The organism is Kitasatospora sp. NPDC036993, from assembly GCF_055607525.1.
On the sequence record NZ_JBVJRP010000018.1, the window covers coordinates 173,433 to 189,221 of the forward strand.

Below are 15,789 nucleotides of genomic sequence, written 5' to 3' on the forward strand. Positions count from 1 at the left end.
CCCGCCCACGAAGGACGTGAAGCAACCTTTCGCCCCGCTCGCGGCATCCAGGTGAGTGAGGGTCACGGGAGGGCGGGCCGCCGCACGCGGGGCGGGCCGGGTTTTCCTTTTTCACCATTCCCGTTCAGTTCGTGCGCGATCTGACATGTCGGAACCGACCCCCGGTATCTGTTGCACAGCCGTGACAGTCCCGCCCGAAAAACCGTTCGGACAGCAAGGATTGAGGGCTAGCATTCCGGAATGGAACCGAATCCCTCGCCGATATGGAATTCATCCGATGACGCGGATGCCCGTCCGTCCCGTGGGACGCCGCTCCGGTCGGCCCGCCTCGGTGCGACCTTCCTGGGCGTGAGCGTCGTGTCCGGTGTGCTGATGGCGGGCCTGGCCCTGCCGGCCGCCGGCGCCATCGGGCTGACCGCCAAGGGCACGGCGGAGGGCTTCGACGACGTTCCCGACGACTTCAAGACCCCGCCGCTCACCCAGGCGACCCAGATCTTCGACGCCAGGGGCGGCCTGATCGCCAAGGTGTACGAGCGCGACCGCACGGTCATCCCCGCCGACCAGATGTCGCCGTTCATGCGGTACGCCCAGGTCGACATCGAGGACGCCCGCTTCTACGAGCACGGCGCCGTCGACCTCAAGGGCATCCTGCGCGCGGTCAGCAAGAACGCCGAGAGCGGCACCACCTCCCAGGGCGCCTCGACGCTGACCCAGCAGTACGTGAAGAACGTCAACGTGGAGAAGGCCGGCGACGACCAGGCCGCCGTCCTGGAGGCCCAGCGCAAGACCCTGGGCCGCAAGATCCAGGAGCTCAAGGTCGCCATCAAGCTGGAGGAGGAGCTGAGCAAGGACCAGATCCTCACCAACTACCTCAACATCACGTACTACGGGAACGGCGCCTACGGGGTCGAGGCCGCCTCCCAGCGCTACTTCGGCAAGAGCAACAAGGACCTGACCGTCGCCGAGGCCGCCACCCTCGCCGGGCTGGTGCAGAACCCGTCCCAGTACGACCCGAAGCTGCACCCGCAGGCCGCGCAGAACCGCCGCGACGTGGTGATCGGCAAGATGCTGGAGAGCAAGCACATCACCGCGGACCAGGCGAAGGAGGCGAAGGCCGCCCCGCTGGGCCTCAACTACCGTGAACCGCAGAACGGTTGCATCACCGCCAAGGCCGGGATGGGCTTCTTCTGCGACTACGTCCGCCGGGTGGTCAAGCAGGACCCTGCGTTCGGCAGGAGCGCCGAGGAGCGCAAGAAGGTGTGGGACACCGGCGGCCTGAACATCCAGACCACGCTGGACCCGGACAAGCAGACCGCCGCGCAGACCGCGGCGAGCGGCAACGTGCGGGTCACCGACAGCGTCTCCGCCGCCGTCAGCATGGTCGAGCCCGGCACCGGGAAGATCCTGGCGATGGCCCAGACCCGCCCCTACGGCCTGCTGAAGGAGAAGAACCAGACCGTCGTCAACCTCAACGCCGACGCGGCGATGGGCGGCGGCAACGGCTTCCAGCCCGGCTCCACGTTCAAGCCGGTCGTCGCGGCCGCGGCCCTGGAGGCGGGCCTGCCCGCGACCCAGGAGTACCCGTCCGAGAACAGGATCGAGTACCCGACGATGAAGACCTGCGAGGGCACCTGGAAGAACACCGACCGGCCCAAGGCGACGGTGCCCAACGAGTCCGCGAGCGAGAAGGGCCCCTACCAGCTGAAGGAGGCGATGGCCCTCTCGGTCAACACCTACTTCGTGCAGATGGAGCAGGAGATCGGCCTCTGCGCGGTCAAGCAGATGGCCAACAAGCTCGGCATCACCGCCCGGGCCAGCGGCAAGCCCCTGGAGGAGGTCCCCGCGATGGCCCTGGGCGTCGAGGAGATGAGCCCGCTGACCATGGCGAACGTCTACGCGACCTTCGCCGCCCAGGGCACCCACTGCGACCCGGTCGCGATCAACAGGATCACCACCGTGGACGGCAGGGACGTCCCCGTCCCGGCCGGCCACTGCGAGAAGGCGTTCTCCGAGACGACGGCCAGGGCGCTGAACACCATCCTGAACGGCGTGACCGAGAAGAACGGCACCGGCGCGGCGCTCAGCCTGGAGGGCGACCGGCAGATCGCCGGAAAGACCGGCACCTCGGACCGCAAGCGGGCCGCCTGGTTCAACGGCTACACCCCGCAGCTCGCCACCGCCGTCTGGCTCGGCGGCCCCGACGGCGGCGTCGAGATGCGCAACCTCAGCATCAACGGGAAGTACCGCACCGAGGTGTTCGGCGCCGACGGCCCCGGACCGATCTGGCGGGACGCCATGAACCAGGCCCTGCGCGGCACGCCCAAGCAGTCCCTGCCGATGGCCGACATCCCCGACCCGGCACCCAGGACCGACCCGAACAGCACCGCGACCGGCACCCCGCCGGCCACCACCCCGGCCGGCCCGCAGCACTGACGCGGCGTTGAGGCCGCGGCGGTGTGGAGCGGCCTCCCCGCGGGGACGGTCCCGGCATGACGGGAAACCAGCGGACCGTACTGATCGTGGTGCGCGGCCCGAGCGGCGCCGGGAAGTCCAGCGTCGCCGCTCGGCTGCGCGCCGCCTACGGGCGGGGCGTCGCCGTCGTCGGCCAGGACCTGCTGCGCCGCACCGTGCTGCGCGAGCGGGACGTGCCCGGCGGCGCCAACATCGGGCTGATCGACCTGGTCGCGCGGCACGCCCTCGACCACGGCTTCCACGCCGTCGTCGAGGGCATCCTCGCCGCCGGGCGCTACGGCCCGATGCTGGCCCGGCTCGCCGCCGACCACCGCGGGCGCAGCCACCTCTACTACCTGGACGTCGACTTCGACGAGACGGTGCGCCGGCACGCCACCCGCCCCCAGGCCGCCGAGTTCTCCCCCGAGGTCATGGCCGACTGGTACCGGCCCCACGACCTCCTCCCCGACCGCGCCGAGCACGTCATCGGCCAGGGCAGCACCCTGGACGAGACCGTCGAGCGGATCCTCGCCGACACCGCCCTCACCCCGCCCGGCTGGACGCCCCGGCCCTGAACGGCCCGCTCCGACCAGGCCCTCCGGCCCAGCCCTCCGGCCGACACGTACCGTCCGCGACGGGCGGGGCGCACCGGTCCGGCCCGCCGCCTCGACGGGGAACGCGAACGGGCCGGCGCGCCCGTGGGGTGCGCCGGCCCGGTCTGGGGTGGGTCGTGCGGCGGTCAGCCGGTGGTGAAGTAGCCGTAGAGGTCGGTGATCAGGTCGAGGGCGCCGCCCGAGTTGTTGCGCAGCCTGATCGCCCCGTTGGTGCCGAGCGGGACCTGGGCGTGGTTGGCCACCGTCTGCCCGGCGCGGAAGTTGAGGTTGCTGGTCGTCGGCACCGGGCCGAGGTCCGGGTAGGCGATGACGTGCCCGTCCGCGCGCGGCGCGACCGCGGTGAGGTTGACCACGCCGGCCACGGCGTTCGCCGGGACCTGGCCGGTGCCGCCGATGCCGACGGTCGTCTCGGCGCCGGGGTTCAGGGCCTGGTACGGCGCGTTCCTGGTGTCCTGGAGCCGGACCGGGACGACGGCGGTGAACCGGCCCTTGGCGTCGGCGCCGTAGTAGCCGATGACGTCGGCGATCACGTGGGTGGAGCCGTCGTTGTTGTAGACCTCCACCGTGCCGTCCGGGCCGAGCGGCACGATCACCTGGTTGGCCACCGTGCGTCCGGGCGCGAAGTTCAGGCTGGAGGTGGCCGGCCGGCCGCTCTGGCCGCCGGGCCTGACGGCCAGGAAGCCGGCCGCGGTGGGCTCGGTCGCGGTCAGGTTGAGCGCGACGGCCTTGGCTCCGGACGGGACGCCCGCGCTGCCGGCGACCTTCAGCGGCAGCGACGCGCCGGGGCCCAGTTTGGCGCCGCTCTGGCGGGTGTCGGCGATCCGGGTGGCGGGCGTCGGGGCGTAGCCGTCCACGGACTGCGGCAGGTAGTAGCCGTAGAGGTCGATCACCACGTGGACGGTGCCGTCGTGGTTCTTCAGGCCCAGGTTGCGGGTGTCCCCCGACGAGGTGATCGGCACGGTGACCAGGTTGGCGACGGTCTCGCCCGGGCCGATGTTGATGCTGGAGGTCTGGCCGCCGGCGCCGCCGATGGTGGAGGTGTCCAGGTGGGTGGCCGTGGTGGCCCCGGTGGCGGTGATGTTGACGACGGCCGCGGTGGCGCCCGCCGGGATGCCGGCCTTGATCTCGCGGCGCTCACCCGGCCGGAACGGCTGGTTCCCGCTCGCGCCCGGGTCGTTCGCCGGGTCCCGGGTGTCGTAGACGCGCTTGGGGGCCACCGGGACGAAGCCCGCCGGGGCGAACCCCGGGGTGACCTTGGCCGTGGTCCGGTCGGTGCGCCCGGCGGAGTCGGTCACGGTGAGCGAGGCGGTGTAGGTGCCGGGTGCGGCGTAGAGGTGGCTCGCGGAGCTGTAGGTGTTCGTCTGGACCGGCGAGCCGTCACCGAAGTCGAACGCGTAGGACGTGATCGGCCAGGGGCTGCTGCTCTGGCCGGCCAGGAGGTCGAAGCGGAAGTCCCCGGCCGGGTTGGTGGGCCACAGCGCGGCCTTCACCGGGGCAGGGTCGCGCACGCTCACCGTGGCCCCGTAGGCGCCGTAGGCGTCCCCGAGGGTGGTGAGGCGCTGGCCGAAGCCGTCGGTGGCGGTGACGGTGACCTGGTGCTCGCCCTTGGCGGTGTAGGTGTGCGGGACGGTGCCCTCGGTGCTGGTCACCGGGGCGCTGCCGTCGCCGAAGTCGAAGGTGTAGGTGGTCGGCTGGTCGGACGTCCAGTCGTTGCGGACACTGGCGTTCGCCTTGACCGTCAGCGGGTAGGGGCCCTGGGAGACGTCCGTGAAGAGGGACACGTAGTCCATCCCGTACCGCTCGTACGCGCCGCGGTCCCGGACGCCTCCCCCAGGGGCGTTCGGCACCTTCGGGTCGTCGATGACCGGACGGCCGGACTGGTCCGTGTCGGGCAGGCCGGGCGCCGACGGGTCACCGGAGTCGATCGCCGGGGAGCCCTCGCGCGGCAGGCTCGGCACGGGGCCGCCGATGGTGTTTCCGGTTTCGGCGGTGTCGTGGGCGCCCTGGCCGGTGGCGGCCCGGAACGCGGGCAGCCGGTAGGCGGTGCCGGCCCAGCGGTAGCCGCCGTCGCCCTCGTCGGCGACCAGGTTGTAGTCGGCCTTGGTGCCCGTCACCGAGCCCGCGCCGACGTCCAGTTGGGCGGTGCCGGGGTGCCCGGCGGCGGCGTTGCGGACCAGGACGTTGTTCTCCACCACGGCGCCGGTGGACGCCCCGGCCAGGACGATCCCCGAGTCCTCGCTCCCGGTGACGGTGTTCCCGGTGACCACCGTGCCCGGGGCGTCGGTCACGGCGATGCCGGTCCTGGAGTTCCCGATGTCGTTGGTGGTCACGACCGCGCGCAGGACCCCGGCGCCGATGGTGACGCCGTTGCCGTGCAGGACCTGGTTGCGGCTCACGGTGACGTCGCTGCTCGCCCCGGAGACGGAGACGCCGCCGGTCTGGGCCCCCCACTTCCCCTGGACGTAGAGCCGGTCGAGGGTGACGGCCGAGGAGTCGGTGACCGTGACGGCCTCCTCCTTCGACTCCAGGTAGAGCTCGCGCAGTTCGACGTCGTGGACCCCGGTCAGGGTGAACGCGTGGGTGAGCGGCTGGTCCGACGGCCAGTGCGACCCCATCACGCTGACCCGCGGCGTGGTGTTCGTCCAGCCGGCGGTCCAGTCGCCCACGAACCTGATCGGGTGGCCCGGCGTCCCGGAGCGGCGGACGTCGACCTGCTCGGGGTAGCTGCCCGGCGCGATCCGGACCGTCTGCCCGGGCAGGACGACCGCGGCGGCGGCGGCGATGGTGCAGAACGGCGCGGCCTGGCCGCCCTGGCCGGAGTCGGAGCAGGAGGCGGACTTGCCGGCCACGTACAGGACGGTGGCGGGGTCGGCGGCGAAGGCGGCGGGCGGCGGCATGCCGAGAACGGCCGCGAGGGCCGCCGCGGTGGCCGCGACGGCGGGACGAAGGCGCACGGGTGAGTCCCTCTTGGAGGAGTGAACGCGGCGCCGTGCGGCCCGGTTTCGACCGGATCCGTGCGGGCCACGTGACGGATCGGTGTGTGACCGCCGATATTTGATCACTCGTTCGATCCGGTGTCGAGGGCCTTTCCGCCGGGACGCCCGCTCACCGCGCGGCCCGGCCGGTGACGCGCTCCGCATGCCCGTCGGCGGCAGTCGGCCGGGACCGCGGGGACGGGGGCGCTCCGGGGTCCCGGCCGAGGGGAGGCACCGGCCGTCGTGGGGGCGCGGCCGGTCTGCCCGGCAGCCCCGCAGGGGGGTGGTGGGGCTGCCGTGACCCGGAATACTAGACCCGCCCGGAACCCGTGAACAGGCCTGTGACCTGCAATCTTTCGGCCGCGAACATGCCAGGAGGCCGGCGCCCGGCCGTCGTTCGGGGCACCGCCGTCGTCAAGGGCCGGCGCCGTCGTACGGGGCGGGCGGGCGGGCAGGCGTGGCGGGCGCGGCGGGGCCCGGGACCCGCAGGCAACCCGAAGCGCCCCCCAGCGCGTCGAGCTGCCGTGAGAGGAAGAACGAGACAGCGGCCCGACCGGCCGCCACGGCAGACGAGGACGGCACGGACACCATGGCGGGGACGACGGCAGGATGACGAACGCGATACCGCCGGACTTCGAGGAGTTCGTCGCCGCCTGCGGGCCGAAGCTCCTGCGGGTGGCCTGGCTGCTGACCGGCGACCCGCACCAGGCCGAGGACCTGTTGCAGACGGCGCTCGCCAAGGTCTGGCCCAAGTGGGCGCGCGTCGCCCCCAACCGGCCCGAGGCGTACGTGCGGAAGGTCATGGTGAACTGCCACATCTCCTGGTGGCGGCGCCGCTGGACCGGGGAGCTGCCGCACGACGAGCTGCCGGAGCCGCAGCCGGACACGGACCCGTTCGACGGGGTGGTGCTCGGCCAGGTGGTCGCCGATGCCGTACGGTCGCTGCCGCCGCGTCAACGGGCCGTGGTGGTACTGCGGTTCTTCGAGGACCTCAGCGTCGAGGAGACGGCCGAGGTGCTGCGCTGCAGCACGGGCACCGTCAAGAGCCAGACGCACCGGGCGCTCGCCGGCCTGCGCGGCCGGCTGCCGGCCCGCGAACTCCTGTTGGAAGGGGGACCTCGTGAGTGGAACTGACCTGTTCGGCCCGGACGGACCGGGCGCCGGCGGGCACGACGAGGAGGAGCTGCGGATCCTGCTCCACGAGGCCGTCCCGGCCCTGGCCTCGCCCGAGGACCGGATGGAGCACGTCCTCGCCCGGGTCGAGCGCTCCAGGCGCCGCCGGCGGGTGGCCGGGCTCGCGGCCGGGCTGACCGTCGGCCTCACCGCCGCCGTGCTGACCGCCGCGCCCGCGCTCGCACCGGGAGCGGACCGGGGGGTGAGGCTGGCGCCCGCGGGCTCCCCGGCCGTCCCGGCCCCGACGGCTCCGACGCCGCGGGGAATTGCCACCCCCACGGCCGGGACGAAGACCTTCTTCTTCCCGCTGCTGCCGGAGATGGCCCTCGACCTGCCGGCGCACTGGTACGCCCAGGCCGCCCCGGTCACCGGCCCCCGGGAGCCGCTGGGCTACCTCGGCACCCAGCCGCTGGTACCGACGCCGTCGTGCACGCCGGGTGTCTCCTCCTGTCCGCTCTCCGGGCCGCTGCTTCCCGGCGGCGCGGTCCTCACCTTCCGGGTGGTGGACGACCCGTGGCTGGCCAGGAAGTTCGCCACCGACCCGCCGGCGTTCGACGAAACGGGCATCGGCAAGGAGTGCGCGGCGCTCGGCGGCAACCACGAGATCACCGGGGCGCACGTCGTCGGCCAGAGCGCCTCCGACACCAGGGTGGTGATCCAGATGACGGCCTGTCTGCGGCAGCCGTCCGAACCGGTGGTACGGCAGGTCCAGCAGGTGTTCTCCTCCATCCGGACCGCTCCGGTGAGCATCCGCTCGCCGTACGCCGACGGCCCGGGGCCGGGCACCCCGACCCCGGCGGCGACGCCGTAGCGGCACCGTCGGCGGAGGTCCGCCGGCCGGCTTCTCGCGACTCGCTCGCGAGAAGTCCGGCCGCTCCCGGGCCGGCGTCCGGTCCGACCGGCCGACTATCCGTCAGCCCAACTACCCGCCCAACAGACCAGCCTGACTATCTGTCCATCCGACCTACTCGTCATGCATCACCCTGCGCAATACCTCCGATCGTGTGCACCCGGGGTGTTCGCCCACCGGTGCCCGGGGCGGGCCCGGATAGTGGAACCGTCGCCGAGGCACCGGCCCGGCGGCCCTTCATCCGGGAAGACCGAGGTGCATCGCCATGCCCACCACCGCAGCCGCCGACCGTGTCGGCCTCGTGTTCTCGCTGTTCGACGCCAACGGGAACGGTGTCCTCGATCCCGACGACTTCGACCTGATGGGCAACCGGGTCGTCGCTGCGCTCCCCCAGGCCGACCAGGACGCCAAGGACCGGATGCTCAACGCCCTTCGGCAGTACTGGCAGACGCTGGTGACGGAGCTGGACACCGACGGCGACGGGCAGATCAGCCCCGAGGAGTTCACCGCGGTCGTGCTCGACCCGCAGCGGTTCGACGCCACCATCGACGAGTTCGCCCAGGCGCTGTCCTCGCTGGGCGACCCGGACGGCGACGGCCTGGTCACCCGCCCCGACTTCCTCGCCCTGATGGCCGCGATCGGGTTCGCCGACCGGAACATCACGGAGCTGTTCGAGGCGTTCGGCCCGGTGGACGGCGACCGTGTCCCGGTGGCGGTCTGGGCGGACGGCATCCGCGACTACTACCGCCCCGAGAAGACCGGCATCGCCGGCGACCGCCTGGTCCCCGGAGCGGCCCGGTGACCCCGATAGCCCACCAGGCCCCCGCGGCGGAGCCGGCACCCGGCCGGCCCGCGGCGGGGCAGCCCGTGACAGGGCGGCCCGCGGTCGGACTGGCGGTGGGCCGGGGCACCGGCCCCGAACTCGCCGCCGTCTTCGAGCGCGTCCTGCGGGCGCTCACCGCCACCCATCCCCTCGGGGTACGGATCGTCCGCTCCCCGCGCCGCTACCACTCCTACGTCTCGCTGCGTACGGAAGGCGGCCCGGCCCGGATCCAGGAGCTGACCGGGCAGGACGCCGAGCACTACGAGCGGTTCTGCCGCGACCTGGCCGCCGCCGGCACCACGGCCGTCTTCCGCACCGCGATCAACGCCCAGTCCCTGTACCTGGTGCGCCGCCGGCTGCGCGCCGTCAAGGTGGACCTGCTGCGGTCCGGCGAAACGTCCCTGCTGCTCGTCCGCGACCAGGCCCAGGGCTTCTACACCGGCGAGAACCTCCACACCCCCGGCGAGATCACCCGCACCCTGGCCTTCAGCCGGGAGACCACCGAGGCCGTCGTCCGCCACGCCCTGGAACGGGCCCGCCGCGAGTGGCCCGACGGGCGGATCGACCGCATCGTCATGGCCTACAAGTTCCACCTCCTGGACGGGGCGTTCGACACCTGGGTCACCGACATCGCCGAGCGGCTGGGCGTACGGATCGAGGTGTTCCAGCCCGACACCGTCAACCGCAACCTCATCGCCCACGGCCTGCCGGACCGCACCCTGCTGATCGCCGGGAACGAGTGGGCGGACATCATGCACGTGGTCCTGCTGGATCGTTTCGGCTCCGAGCGGCAGGAGAACCGCTGCACGGAGAACGTGTGCCTGGGCCCCGCCGCGGCCGGGCTGGTCGAGTACCAGACTGTGCACGGCTCCGCCGACGACCTGGCCGGGCGCGACCTGGTCAACCCGGTGGCCACCGTCCGGGCGGCGGCCCTCGTCGCCGAGCGGCACGCCGGTGTCCCCGGCGCCGTCGGCGCGGTCGAGGCCGCCCTGGCCGTCCTCGACGCGCGGGGCGTGCGCACCCCCGACCTCGGCGGCCGGCACTCCACCACCGCCGTGGTCGACGCGCTGGTCGGTGCCCTCGACCCGGCCGAACCGGCCCGCGCCGGCGGTCCCGCGGCCCTGGTGGGCGAGCCGTGACCGGCCGGGCGGGAACAGCCCTGCTGGTGGTGGACCTGCAGAACGACTTCTGCACCGGCCAGGTGGCCACGGCCCGCTTCGGCGGCTCCCCCGCCGTCCTGGACACCGTGGTCGCCAACACCGTCAGCGCGGTGGACCGGGCCCGGCACGCGGGGGTGGAGGTGGTGTTCGTCCGCTTCCTCGGCGACGCCGTCCACCAGGGCGAGGCCTGGCGGGGCCGGGACCTGCGCCTGGGCAAGCGTCCGAAGTGCCTGGAGGGCACCTGGGGAGCGCGGTTCCACGGCGTGGCCCCGGAGCCGGACGAGCGGGTCTTCACCAAACGGGCCCGCTTCGACGCCTTCCTCGACGAAGGCCAGGGTCTGGAGGCACACCTGCGCGCGGGCGGCACCGGGCACCTCGTGTTCGCCGGGCTCTACGCCGACGTCTGCGTGGACTCCACCGCCCGCACCGCCTTCCAGAAGGGCTTCCACATCACCGTCCTGACGGACTGCACCACCTCCCTGCACCTGCCCTACGACGACGTCCTGCGGTTCATGCGCGTGCTGTACGGCGCCCGCACCACCACCGGTGACGACCCGGGGGCGTGGACGGTGCCCGAGCCCGTGCCGGTGCCCGCGTCCGCGTCCGGGACGGAGGAACCGTGCACGCCGTAGCCGGACAGGGCGGCGCCCCGGTACGGGGTGGCGTCAGGCTTCGGGACGGCGTCGCCTCCGGGGTGGGCCGTACCGCCCTGCTGGTCGCGGCCGCCCGCGCCATCGAGACCCACCGCCCCGACGCGCTGGCCCGCGACCCACTCGCCGAGCACTTCGTCCGTGCCTGCCCCGACTCCGCCCACTGGCCGGTGCGTCCCGGCCAGGTCCCGGGCGGGGACGCCGATCCGCTGTGGGGCCGCCTCGGACGCTACTTCGGGCTGCGCACCCGCGTCCTGGACGACCACCTGCTGGCCGCCGCCCGGGCCGGCACCCGCCAGGTCGTCGTGCTGGGCGCGGGCCTGGACTCCCGGGCGTACCGGCTCGACTGGCCGCCCGGCTGCGTCGTCCACGAGATCGACACCGAGCAGGTGCTGGCCTTCAAACGAGCGGTCCTCGACGCGGCCGGCGCCACGCCCGCCACCGAGCGCCGCCCGCTGGCCGCCGACCTGCGCGACGACTGGGCCGGGCCGCTGCTGGCGGACGGGTTCGACCCGGCGGCACCGACCGCGTGGCTCGCCGAGGGGCTGCTGCTCTACCTCCCCGCCGAGGCCGAGCGGCGGCTGGTGTCCACCGTGCACCGGCTCAGCGCGCCCGGCAGCACCCTGGCCTACGAGATCAAGGACGTGGCCGCCGAACCGCCGGCGGTCCGGACGGCACCGGTGTACGTCGCAGCCCGGCAGCGGCTCGGCATCGACCTGCGCGCCCTCTTCGACGCCGGCCCCCGCCCGGACTCCGCCGCCGAACTCGCCCGCCGGGGCTGGACGGTGGCCGTGCACACCCCGTACGACTTCACCGCCCTGCACGGCCGCGGCCCGAGGCCGGAGCCGGACGACGCCCTGGCGGCCAACCGCTGGATCTTCGCGGGTCAGCGGGCCCGGTAGCGGGCCCGGTAGCGACCCGCCGGAACGGACCGGTGCACTCCCGCGGCACGCCGCGGGGTCACCGGTCCTCGGAGTCCGGCGGACCGGCGCCGCGCCGGGCGAGGTGACCGCCACCGGAGCGGACACGGGAGAATGGCCGGGTGACCAGCACTCAGCCGCTCCCCCGGGGCCTCACCGCCCTGATCCCCAGCGCCCCCGCCCCGACCACGCCCGGCGAGCGGGCCGCGTCCCAGCTCCTCCACCTGCGCACCGCGGAGGTGCCGCTGCCGCTCCTGGTGGCCGCCGCCGAACTGATCGCCCCCCAGCTGGACAGCGAGGACCCGGTCACCCGCGAGGCCGCCGAAGCCGTCCACTCCCGCCTCCAGGCCGTCATCACCCGGGCCGCCGCCGGCCGGTAGCCGGACAGCCGCCACCCGGGCCCCGCCCGGCCGGACGCCCACCCTCCCGGCCACGCGCCCCCGCGCGTGGCCGGGTCCGCGCTTCGGCCCTTCGGCCCGGCTCCGCGGCCTTCGAGAATCCCCGGCCGTGTTCGTCGACGTGCCCGCACAGGTCCGGCAACGGTTCAATTCCGCGCCGCTTTCGGCCGCCCCCGCCATTCGACGGGGGCGGCCCCCGCCGTTCGGAGGGAATTACTCAAAGGGTTTTCCAAAAAGGGAAATGACATACCCAGCGCACAATTTACATTACTTAGAGTAATGTTGATCATTCACTCTGCCGCCCTGCGCGGCGGCGTACCCGATCGGGCGACTACCTGGAGTATCCATTCGGCCGCCCCCGCCGAGGGATTCGAGCGCGACCCACCCTCGTCAATTCACCCGGCCGTCGATTTCACGGAACCTGGTGATCGCTATACGATCCTCCGGGAATCGAATCCTGTTCCCGGCCGGAATGGCGAACCCGCAGTCACCGGCCCGCCCCGGGCAGACGAGCGCCTCCGCCCTCCCCTACGCAAGAACGCACCTCAGGTGGCCATGCATCCCCACACCGCCCACATCGACGGCTTCGCCTACGGCTGGGTCAACCCGGCCCTGTCCTACCTCATCGCCTGTACCGGAGCGGCGCTCGGGCTGCGCTGCACCGTACGGGCCCTGACCCTGCCACCGGCCCGCCGGCTGGGGTGGCTGGTCCTGTCCGCGGTCGAACTCGGCTGCGGCATCTGGACCATGCACTTCATGGCGATGATGGGCTTCGCCGTCACCGGCTCGGCCATCGTCTACCGCGTCCCCGAGACCCTCGGCAGCCTGCTGCTGGCCATCCTGGTCGTCGGCGCCGGCGTCCTCTACGTCGGCTACCGGCGCAGGACGGTGGCCTCCCTGCTGATCGGCGGCACCGTCACCGGTCTCGGGGTCGCGGCCATGCACTACGTCGGCATGGCCGCCATGCAGGTCCAGGGCAAGGTCTCCTACGACCCGGCGCTGGTGGCCCTCTCCGTCGCCATCGCCGTGGCCGCCGCCACCGCGGCGCTGTGGATGACCCTCAACATCACCGGATTCGGCGCCTCGCTGGCCGCCTCCCTGATCGCCGGGGTCGCCGTCACCGCGATGCACTACACCGGGATGGCCGCCGTCTCCGTGGAGTTGGACGACCGCGTCCCGCCCGGGGGCCTGCCCGCCTCCCAGTTCATCGTCCCGCTCGCCGTCGCCATCATGGCCGTCATCTCGATCGGCGGATTCGTCCTGACCCTCTCCCCGCAGGAGCAGACCCCCGCGCCGGCCCGGGAGCCCCTGCGCGTCAAGCTCTTCGACCGCGGCTGACCGGGCCGGCCGCCACGCCGTGCGCGGCGGCCGGGAACGACCCACCCCGGGCGCCGCCGCCCGCCTCGCCTCGCCGCGGGGCCGGGGTCAGCCCGCCAGGCGCCGGCGGTGGGCCCGCTGCCGGCAGGTGGCACCGCAGTAGCGCACCGGGCGGCCGGTGGGCCGGACCGTGAGCGCGGCCCCGCACTCCACGCAGCACCCGGCGTCTCCCCTGCCGACGCCGCCGTCACGGAAGGCGCGCTGTTCCGTGACGGCGGGGGCGGGCCGCAGGCCGTCCAGGGTCAGCTGCACGAGCCTGCGGCCGGCCGGGCGGTCGCGGCGCGCGGCAAGCGTCGAGGCGCACCCGGCGGTGAGGGCGGAGACGTCGTCGGGGCCGATGTCGGCGCGGACGCCGCCGGCCCGCTGCGCCGCGTGCAGCAGCGCCGTCAGGACCTGACGGAAGCGCAGCACGGACGCCGTGAGCAGCGGGCGCGGCCAGCTCTCCTCGGCGGCCACGACCTCGCACAGGTACGTGTGGCGGTGGGACGTCTCGATGACGTCCAGCAGGAACCCGAAGAAGGCCTCGGTGGGCGCGGACCGGGCGGTCCGCCGCTCGCCGGAGACGACCAGGTCGTCCAGGTGTCGGGCGAACACCGCCTCCAGGAGGGCCTGCTTGCTCGGGAAGTGCCGGTACACGGTGCCGGCGCCGAGGCCGGCCCGGCGCGCGATCTCGCCGAGCGGGACGTCCAGCCCGTGCTCGGCCAGTGCCTCGTCCGCGGCGGACAGCACCCTGGCCCGGTTGCGGCGGGCGTCGGCGCGGTCGCCGCCGGTCACTGCGGTCATGTCACGGAACCCCTTGTGTGCCTCGTCCCGGCCGGGTTGGAGTGTTCCGGATCCCCGGGTTCACCACATCTTCCATCGCATCCGCTCCCCGGGGGAATGGGAGGACGACATGGCCACCGAGCCCATCCGTTCCGCAACCGGCACGGTACGGGGTCCCGTCGCCGTGACCGGCGCCACCGGCAAGCAGGGCGGTGCGACGGCGCGCCGGCTGCTGGCCGGCGGTGTGCCGGTGCGCGCGCTGGTGCGGGACGCGTCAGCGCCCGCCGCCGCGGCGCTCGCGCGGGCAGGAGCCGAACTGGCCGTCGCGGACCTCGACGAGCCGTCAGGTCTCGGGCCGGCCCTGGCCGGCGCCACTGGGCTGTTCGCCGTGCCGCCGGTCGCCTACGGGCCGACAGGCAGCGACCCGGACCTGGAGTTCGCCCGTGGCCGGGTCCTGGCCGACGCGGCGGTGGCCGCGGGGGTCCGCCACGTGGTGTTCACCGGGGTCGCCTCGACCCCCGGCGAGACGTTCGCGGTCCCGGGGAAGCGGCGCGTCGAACGGTACCTGCGCGAGCGCGTCCCGCTTGTGACGGTGCTGCGCCCGGTGCGGTTCATGACGAACTACCTGGGGGTGCCCGGCCTGGGCTTCGAAGGGTTCGTCGACGGCGTCCACCGGCACGTCTTCCCACCGGACGAGCCCGTCCAGATCATCGCCTTGGAGGACATCGCCGAGTTCGCGGCCCTGGCCTTCGAGCAGCCGGACCGGTTCGCCGGACGGACCCTGGAGCTGGCCGGTGACGCGCCGACCCCGGCCGAGGCAGTCGCAGCGATCGGCGCCGCGACCGGAACGGCGCTGCGCTACGAGCAGCTCACCCACGACGAGGCCACCGCGTTGAGCCCGGAGGTCGCCGAGGTCCGGCGGGAGTGGATCGCCGGCCGGCGCTGGCACGCCGACATCGAGGCGCTGCGGGTGGTCCACCCGGGACTGCGCACGCTGGCCGACTGGCTCTCCGAGGGTGGTGCCGCCGCGCTGCGCGACCGGCTGTCCGGCGTCCCGCGGCAGGCCGCGCCCGGCCGCTCCGGCTGAACCGGCCGATCCGGCAGGCGTCCGGCGGGCGGTGTCTCCCGGCGGGGTTCCGCTGCTCCCGGGCCCCCGCCGGGCCGGCCCCGCGCCGCACGCACGGCTGCGCCGCGGTCCGTCCCCCTCGACGGGCCGCGGCGCAGCGGTTCAGTGGGCGTGCGGTGGTTCAGTGGCGTGCGGTGGTTCGGTGGGCGTCAGGACGCCGGGGTCACACGGCCTGCCAGAGCGCCGGGACGTTCGGCGGCTCCCAGCCGGCCATGGCGGTGTGGCCCTGGAGGCAGCGGTAGCTGACTCCGTTGTAGGTCACGGTGTCGCCCGCCTTGTAGGTGGTGCCGGCCGCCCAGGTGCCGCCGGGGTTCGGCGTGTCCTTGCCGACCGTCAGGCTGTACTGGGCGGTGTGGGTGGTGGTGCCGGCGGTGCCGGTGACGGTGATCTGGTAGGTGCCGCCCGCGGCCGTCGAGGAGGCCGACAGGGTCAGGGTGGAGGACGAACCGGCCTGCACCGAGGTGGGGTTGAAGGTGGCGGTGACGCCGGCGGGGAGGCCGGAGGCGGTCA

At 73.9% G+C, this 15,789-nt stretch carries 14 protein-coding genes; 11 read left to right on the forward strand and 3 right to left on the reverse strand.

Annotated elements, in window-relative coordinates; all coding sequences use genetic code 11:
- Positions 1-348: 348 nt before the first annotated feature.
- Both ACZ7C5_RS31265 and ACZ7C5_RS31270 read left to right on the forward strand, forming a co-directional pair.
- Positions 349-2,433, forward strand: coding sequence for a transglycosylase domain-containing protein (locus ACZ7C5_RS31265; protein ID WP_470323960.1), 2,085 nt, complete (start codon positions 349-351; stop codon positions 2,431-2,433).
- A 56-nt stretch (positions 2,434-2,489) separates the two neighbouring features.
- Positions 2,490-3,026: an AAA family ATPase gene (locus ACZ7C5_RS31270; RefSeq protein ID WP_401092317.1), complete on the forward strand. Its 537-nt coding sequence runs from the start codon at positions 2,490-2,492 to the stop codon at positions 3,024-3,026.
- A 164-nt stretch (positions 3,027-3,190) separates the two neighbouring features.
- Here the strand turns inward: ACZ7C5_RS31270 and ACZ7C5_RS31275 are convergent, their stop codons facing one another.
- Positions 3,191-6,019, reverse strand: coding sequence for a PKD domain-containing protein (locus ACZ7C5_RS31275; protein ID WP_401092318.1), 2,829 nt, complete (start codon positions 6,017-6,019; stop codon positions 3,191-3,193).
- A gap of 630 nt (positions 6,020-6,649) precedes the next feature.
- Between ACZ7C5_RS31275 and ACZ7C5_RS31280 the strand changes: the two genes are divergently transcribed.
- The 8 genes from ACZ7C5_RS31280 (at position 6,650) to ACZ7C5_RS31315 (ending at position 13,352) form a co-directional block, all read left to right on the forward strand.
- Complete coding sequence (locus ACZ7C5_RS31280) at positions 6,650-7,174, forward strand: SigE family RNA polymerase sigma factor (RefSeq protein ID WP_401092319.1); 525 nt, start codon at positions 6,650-6,652, stop codon at positions 7,172-7,174.
- Positions 7,161-8,024 (forward strand): hypothetical protein, encoded by an 864-nt coding sequence (locus tag ACZ7C5_RS31285; protein WP_470323961.1) that lies wholly within the window; start codon positions 7,161-7,163, stop codon positions 8,022-8,024. The genes ACZ7C5_RS31280 and ACZ7C5_RS31285 overlap by 14 nt, the downstream gene beginning before the upstream one ends.
- A 304-nt stretch (positions 8,025-8,328) precedes the next feature.
- Positions 8,329-8,865 (forward strand): EF-hand domain-containing protein, encoded by a 537-nt coding sequence (locus tag ACZ7C5_RS31290; protein WP_401092321.1) that lies wholly within the window; start codon positions 8,329-8,331, stop codon positions 8,863-8,865.
- Positions 8,866-8,930: 65 nt separating this feature from the next.
- Positions 8,931-10,025 (forward strand): isocitrate/isopropylmalate family dehydrogenase, encoded by a 1,095-nt coding sequence (locus tag ACZ7C5_RS31295; RefSeq protein WP_401092322.1) that lies wholly within the window; start codon positions 8,931-8,933, stop codon positions 10,023-10,025.
- Positions 10,022-10,678 carry a cysteine hydrolase family protein gene (locus ACZ7C5_RS31300; protein WP_470323962.1) on the forward strand — a complete coding sequence of 219 codons (657 nt, stop codon included), beginning with the start codon at positions 10,022-10,024 and terminating at the stop codon, positions 10,676-10,678. Before ACZ7C5_RS31295 ends, ACZ7C5_RS31300 begins: the two co-directional genes overlap by 4 nt.
- Positions 10,666-11,598, forward strand: a complete 933-nt coding sequence (locus ACZ7C5_RS31305; protein WP_470323963.1) for a class I SAM-dependent methyltransferase — start codon at positions 10,666-10,668, stop codon at positions 11,596-11,598. Before ACZ7C5_RS31300 ends, ACZ7C5_RS31305 begins: the two co-directional genes overlap by 13 nt.
- 140 nt (positions 11,599-11,738) lie before the next feature.
- The gene (locus ACZ7C5_RS31310) at positions 11,739-11,996 is read left to right on the forward strand and encodes a hypothetical protein (RefSeq protein ID WP_188299243.1); all 258 of its coding nucleotides are present in this window, start codon (positions 11,739-11,741) and stop codon (positions 11,994-11,996) included.
- A 573-nt stretch (positions 11,997-12,569) separates the two neighbouring features.
- Positions 12,570-13,352, forward strand: coding sequence for an MHYT domain-containing protein (locus ACZ7C5_RS31315; RefSeq protein WP_401092326.1), 783 nt, complete (start codon positions 12,570-12,572; stop codon positions 13,350-13,352).
- An 87-nt stretch (positions 13,353-13,439) separates the two neighbouring features.
- Here the strand turns inward: ACZ7C5_RS31315 and ACZ7C5_RS31320 are convergent, their stop codons facing one another.
- Positions 13,440-14,174, reverse strand: a complete 735-nt coding sequence (locus ACZ7C5_RS31320) for a TetR/AcrR family transcriptional regulator (RefSeq protein ID WP_401092327.1) — start codon at positions 14,172-14,174, stop codon at positions 13,440-13,442.
- 109 nt (positions 14,175-14,283) lie between these two features.
- Between ACZ7C5_RS31320 and ACZ7C5_RS31325 the strand changes: the two genes are divergently transcribed.
- Entirely contained in the window at positions 14,284-15,240 is a 957-nt protein-coding gene (locus ACZ7C5_RS31325) for an NmrA family NAD(P)-binding protein (RefSeq protein ID WP_401092328.1), read from the forward strand.
- Between the two features lie 202 nt (positions 15,241-15,442).
- Here ACZ7C5_RS31325 and ACZ7C5_RS31330 read toward each other — a convergent pair.
- Positions 15,443-15,789, reverse strand: a 347-nt coding sequence (locus tag ACZ7C5_RS31330; RefSeq protein WP_470323964.1) for a carbohydrate-binding protein, incomplete at its 5' end; no start/stop codon positions are given.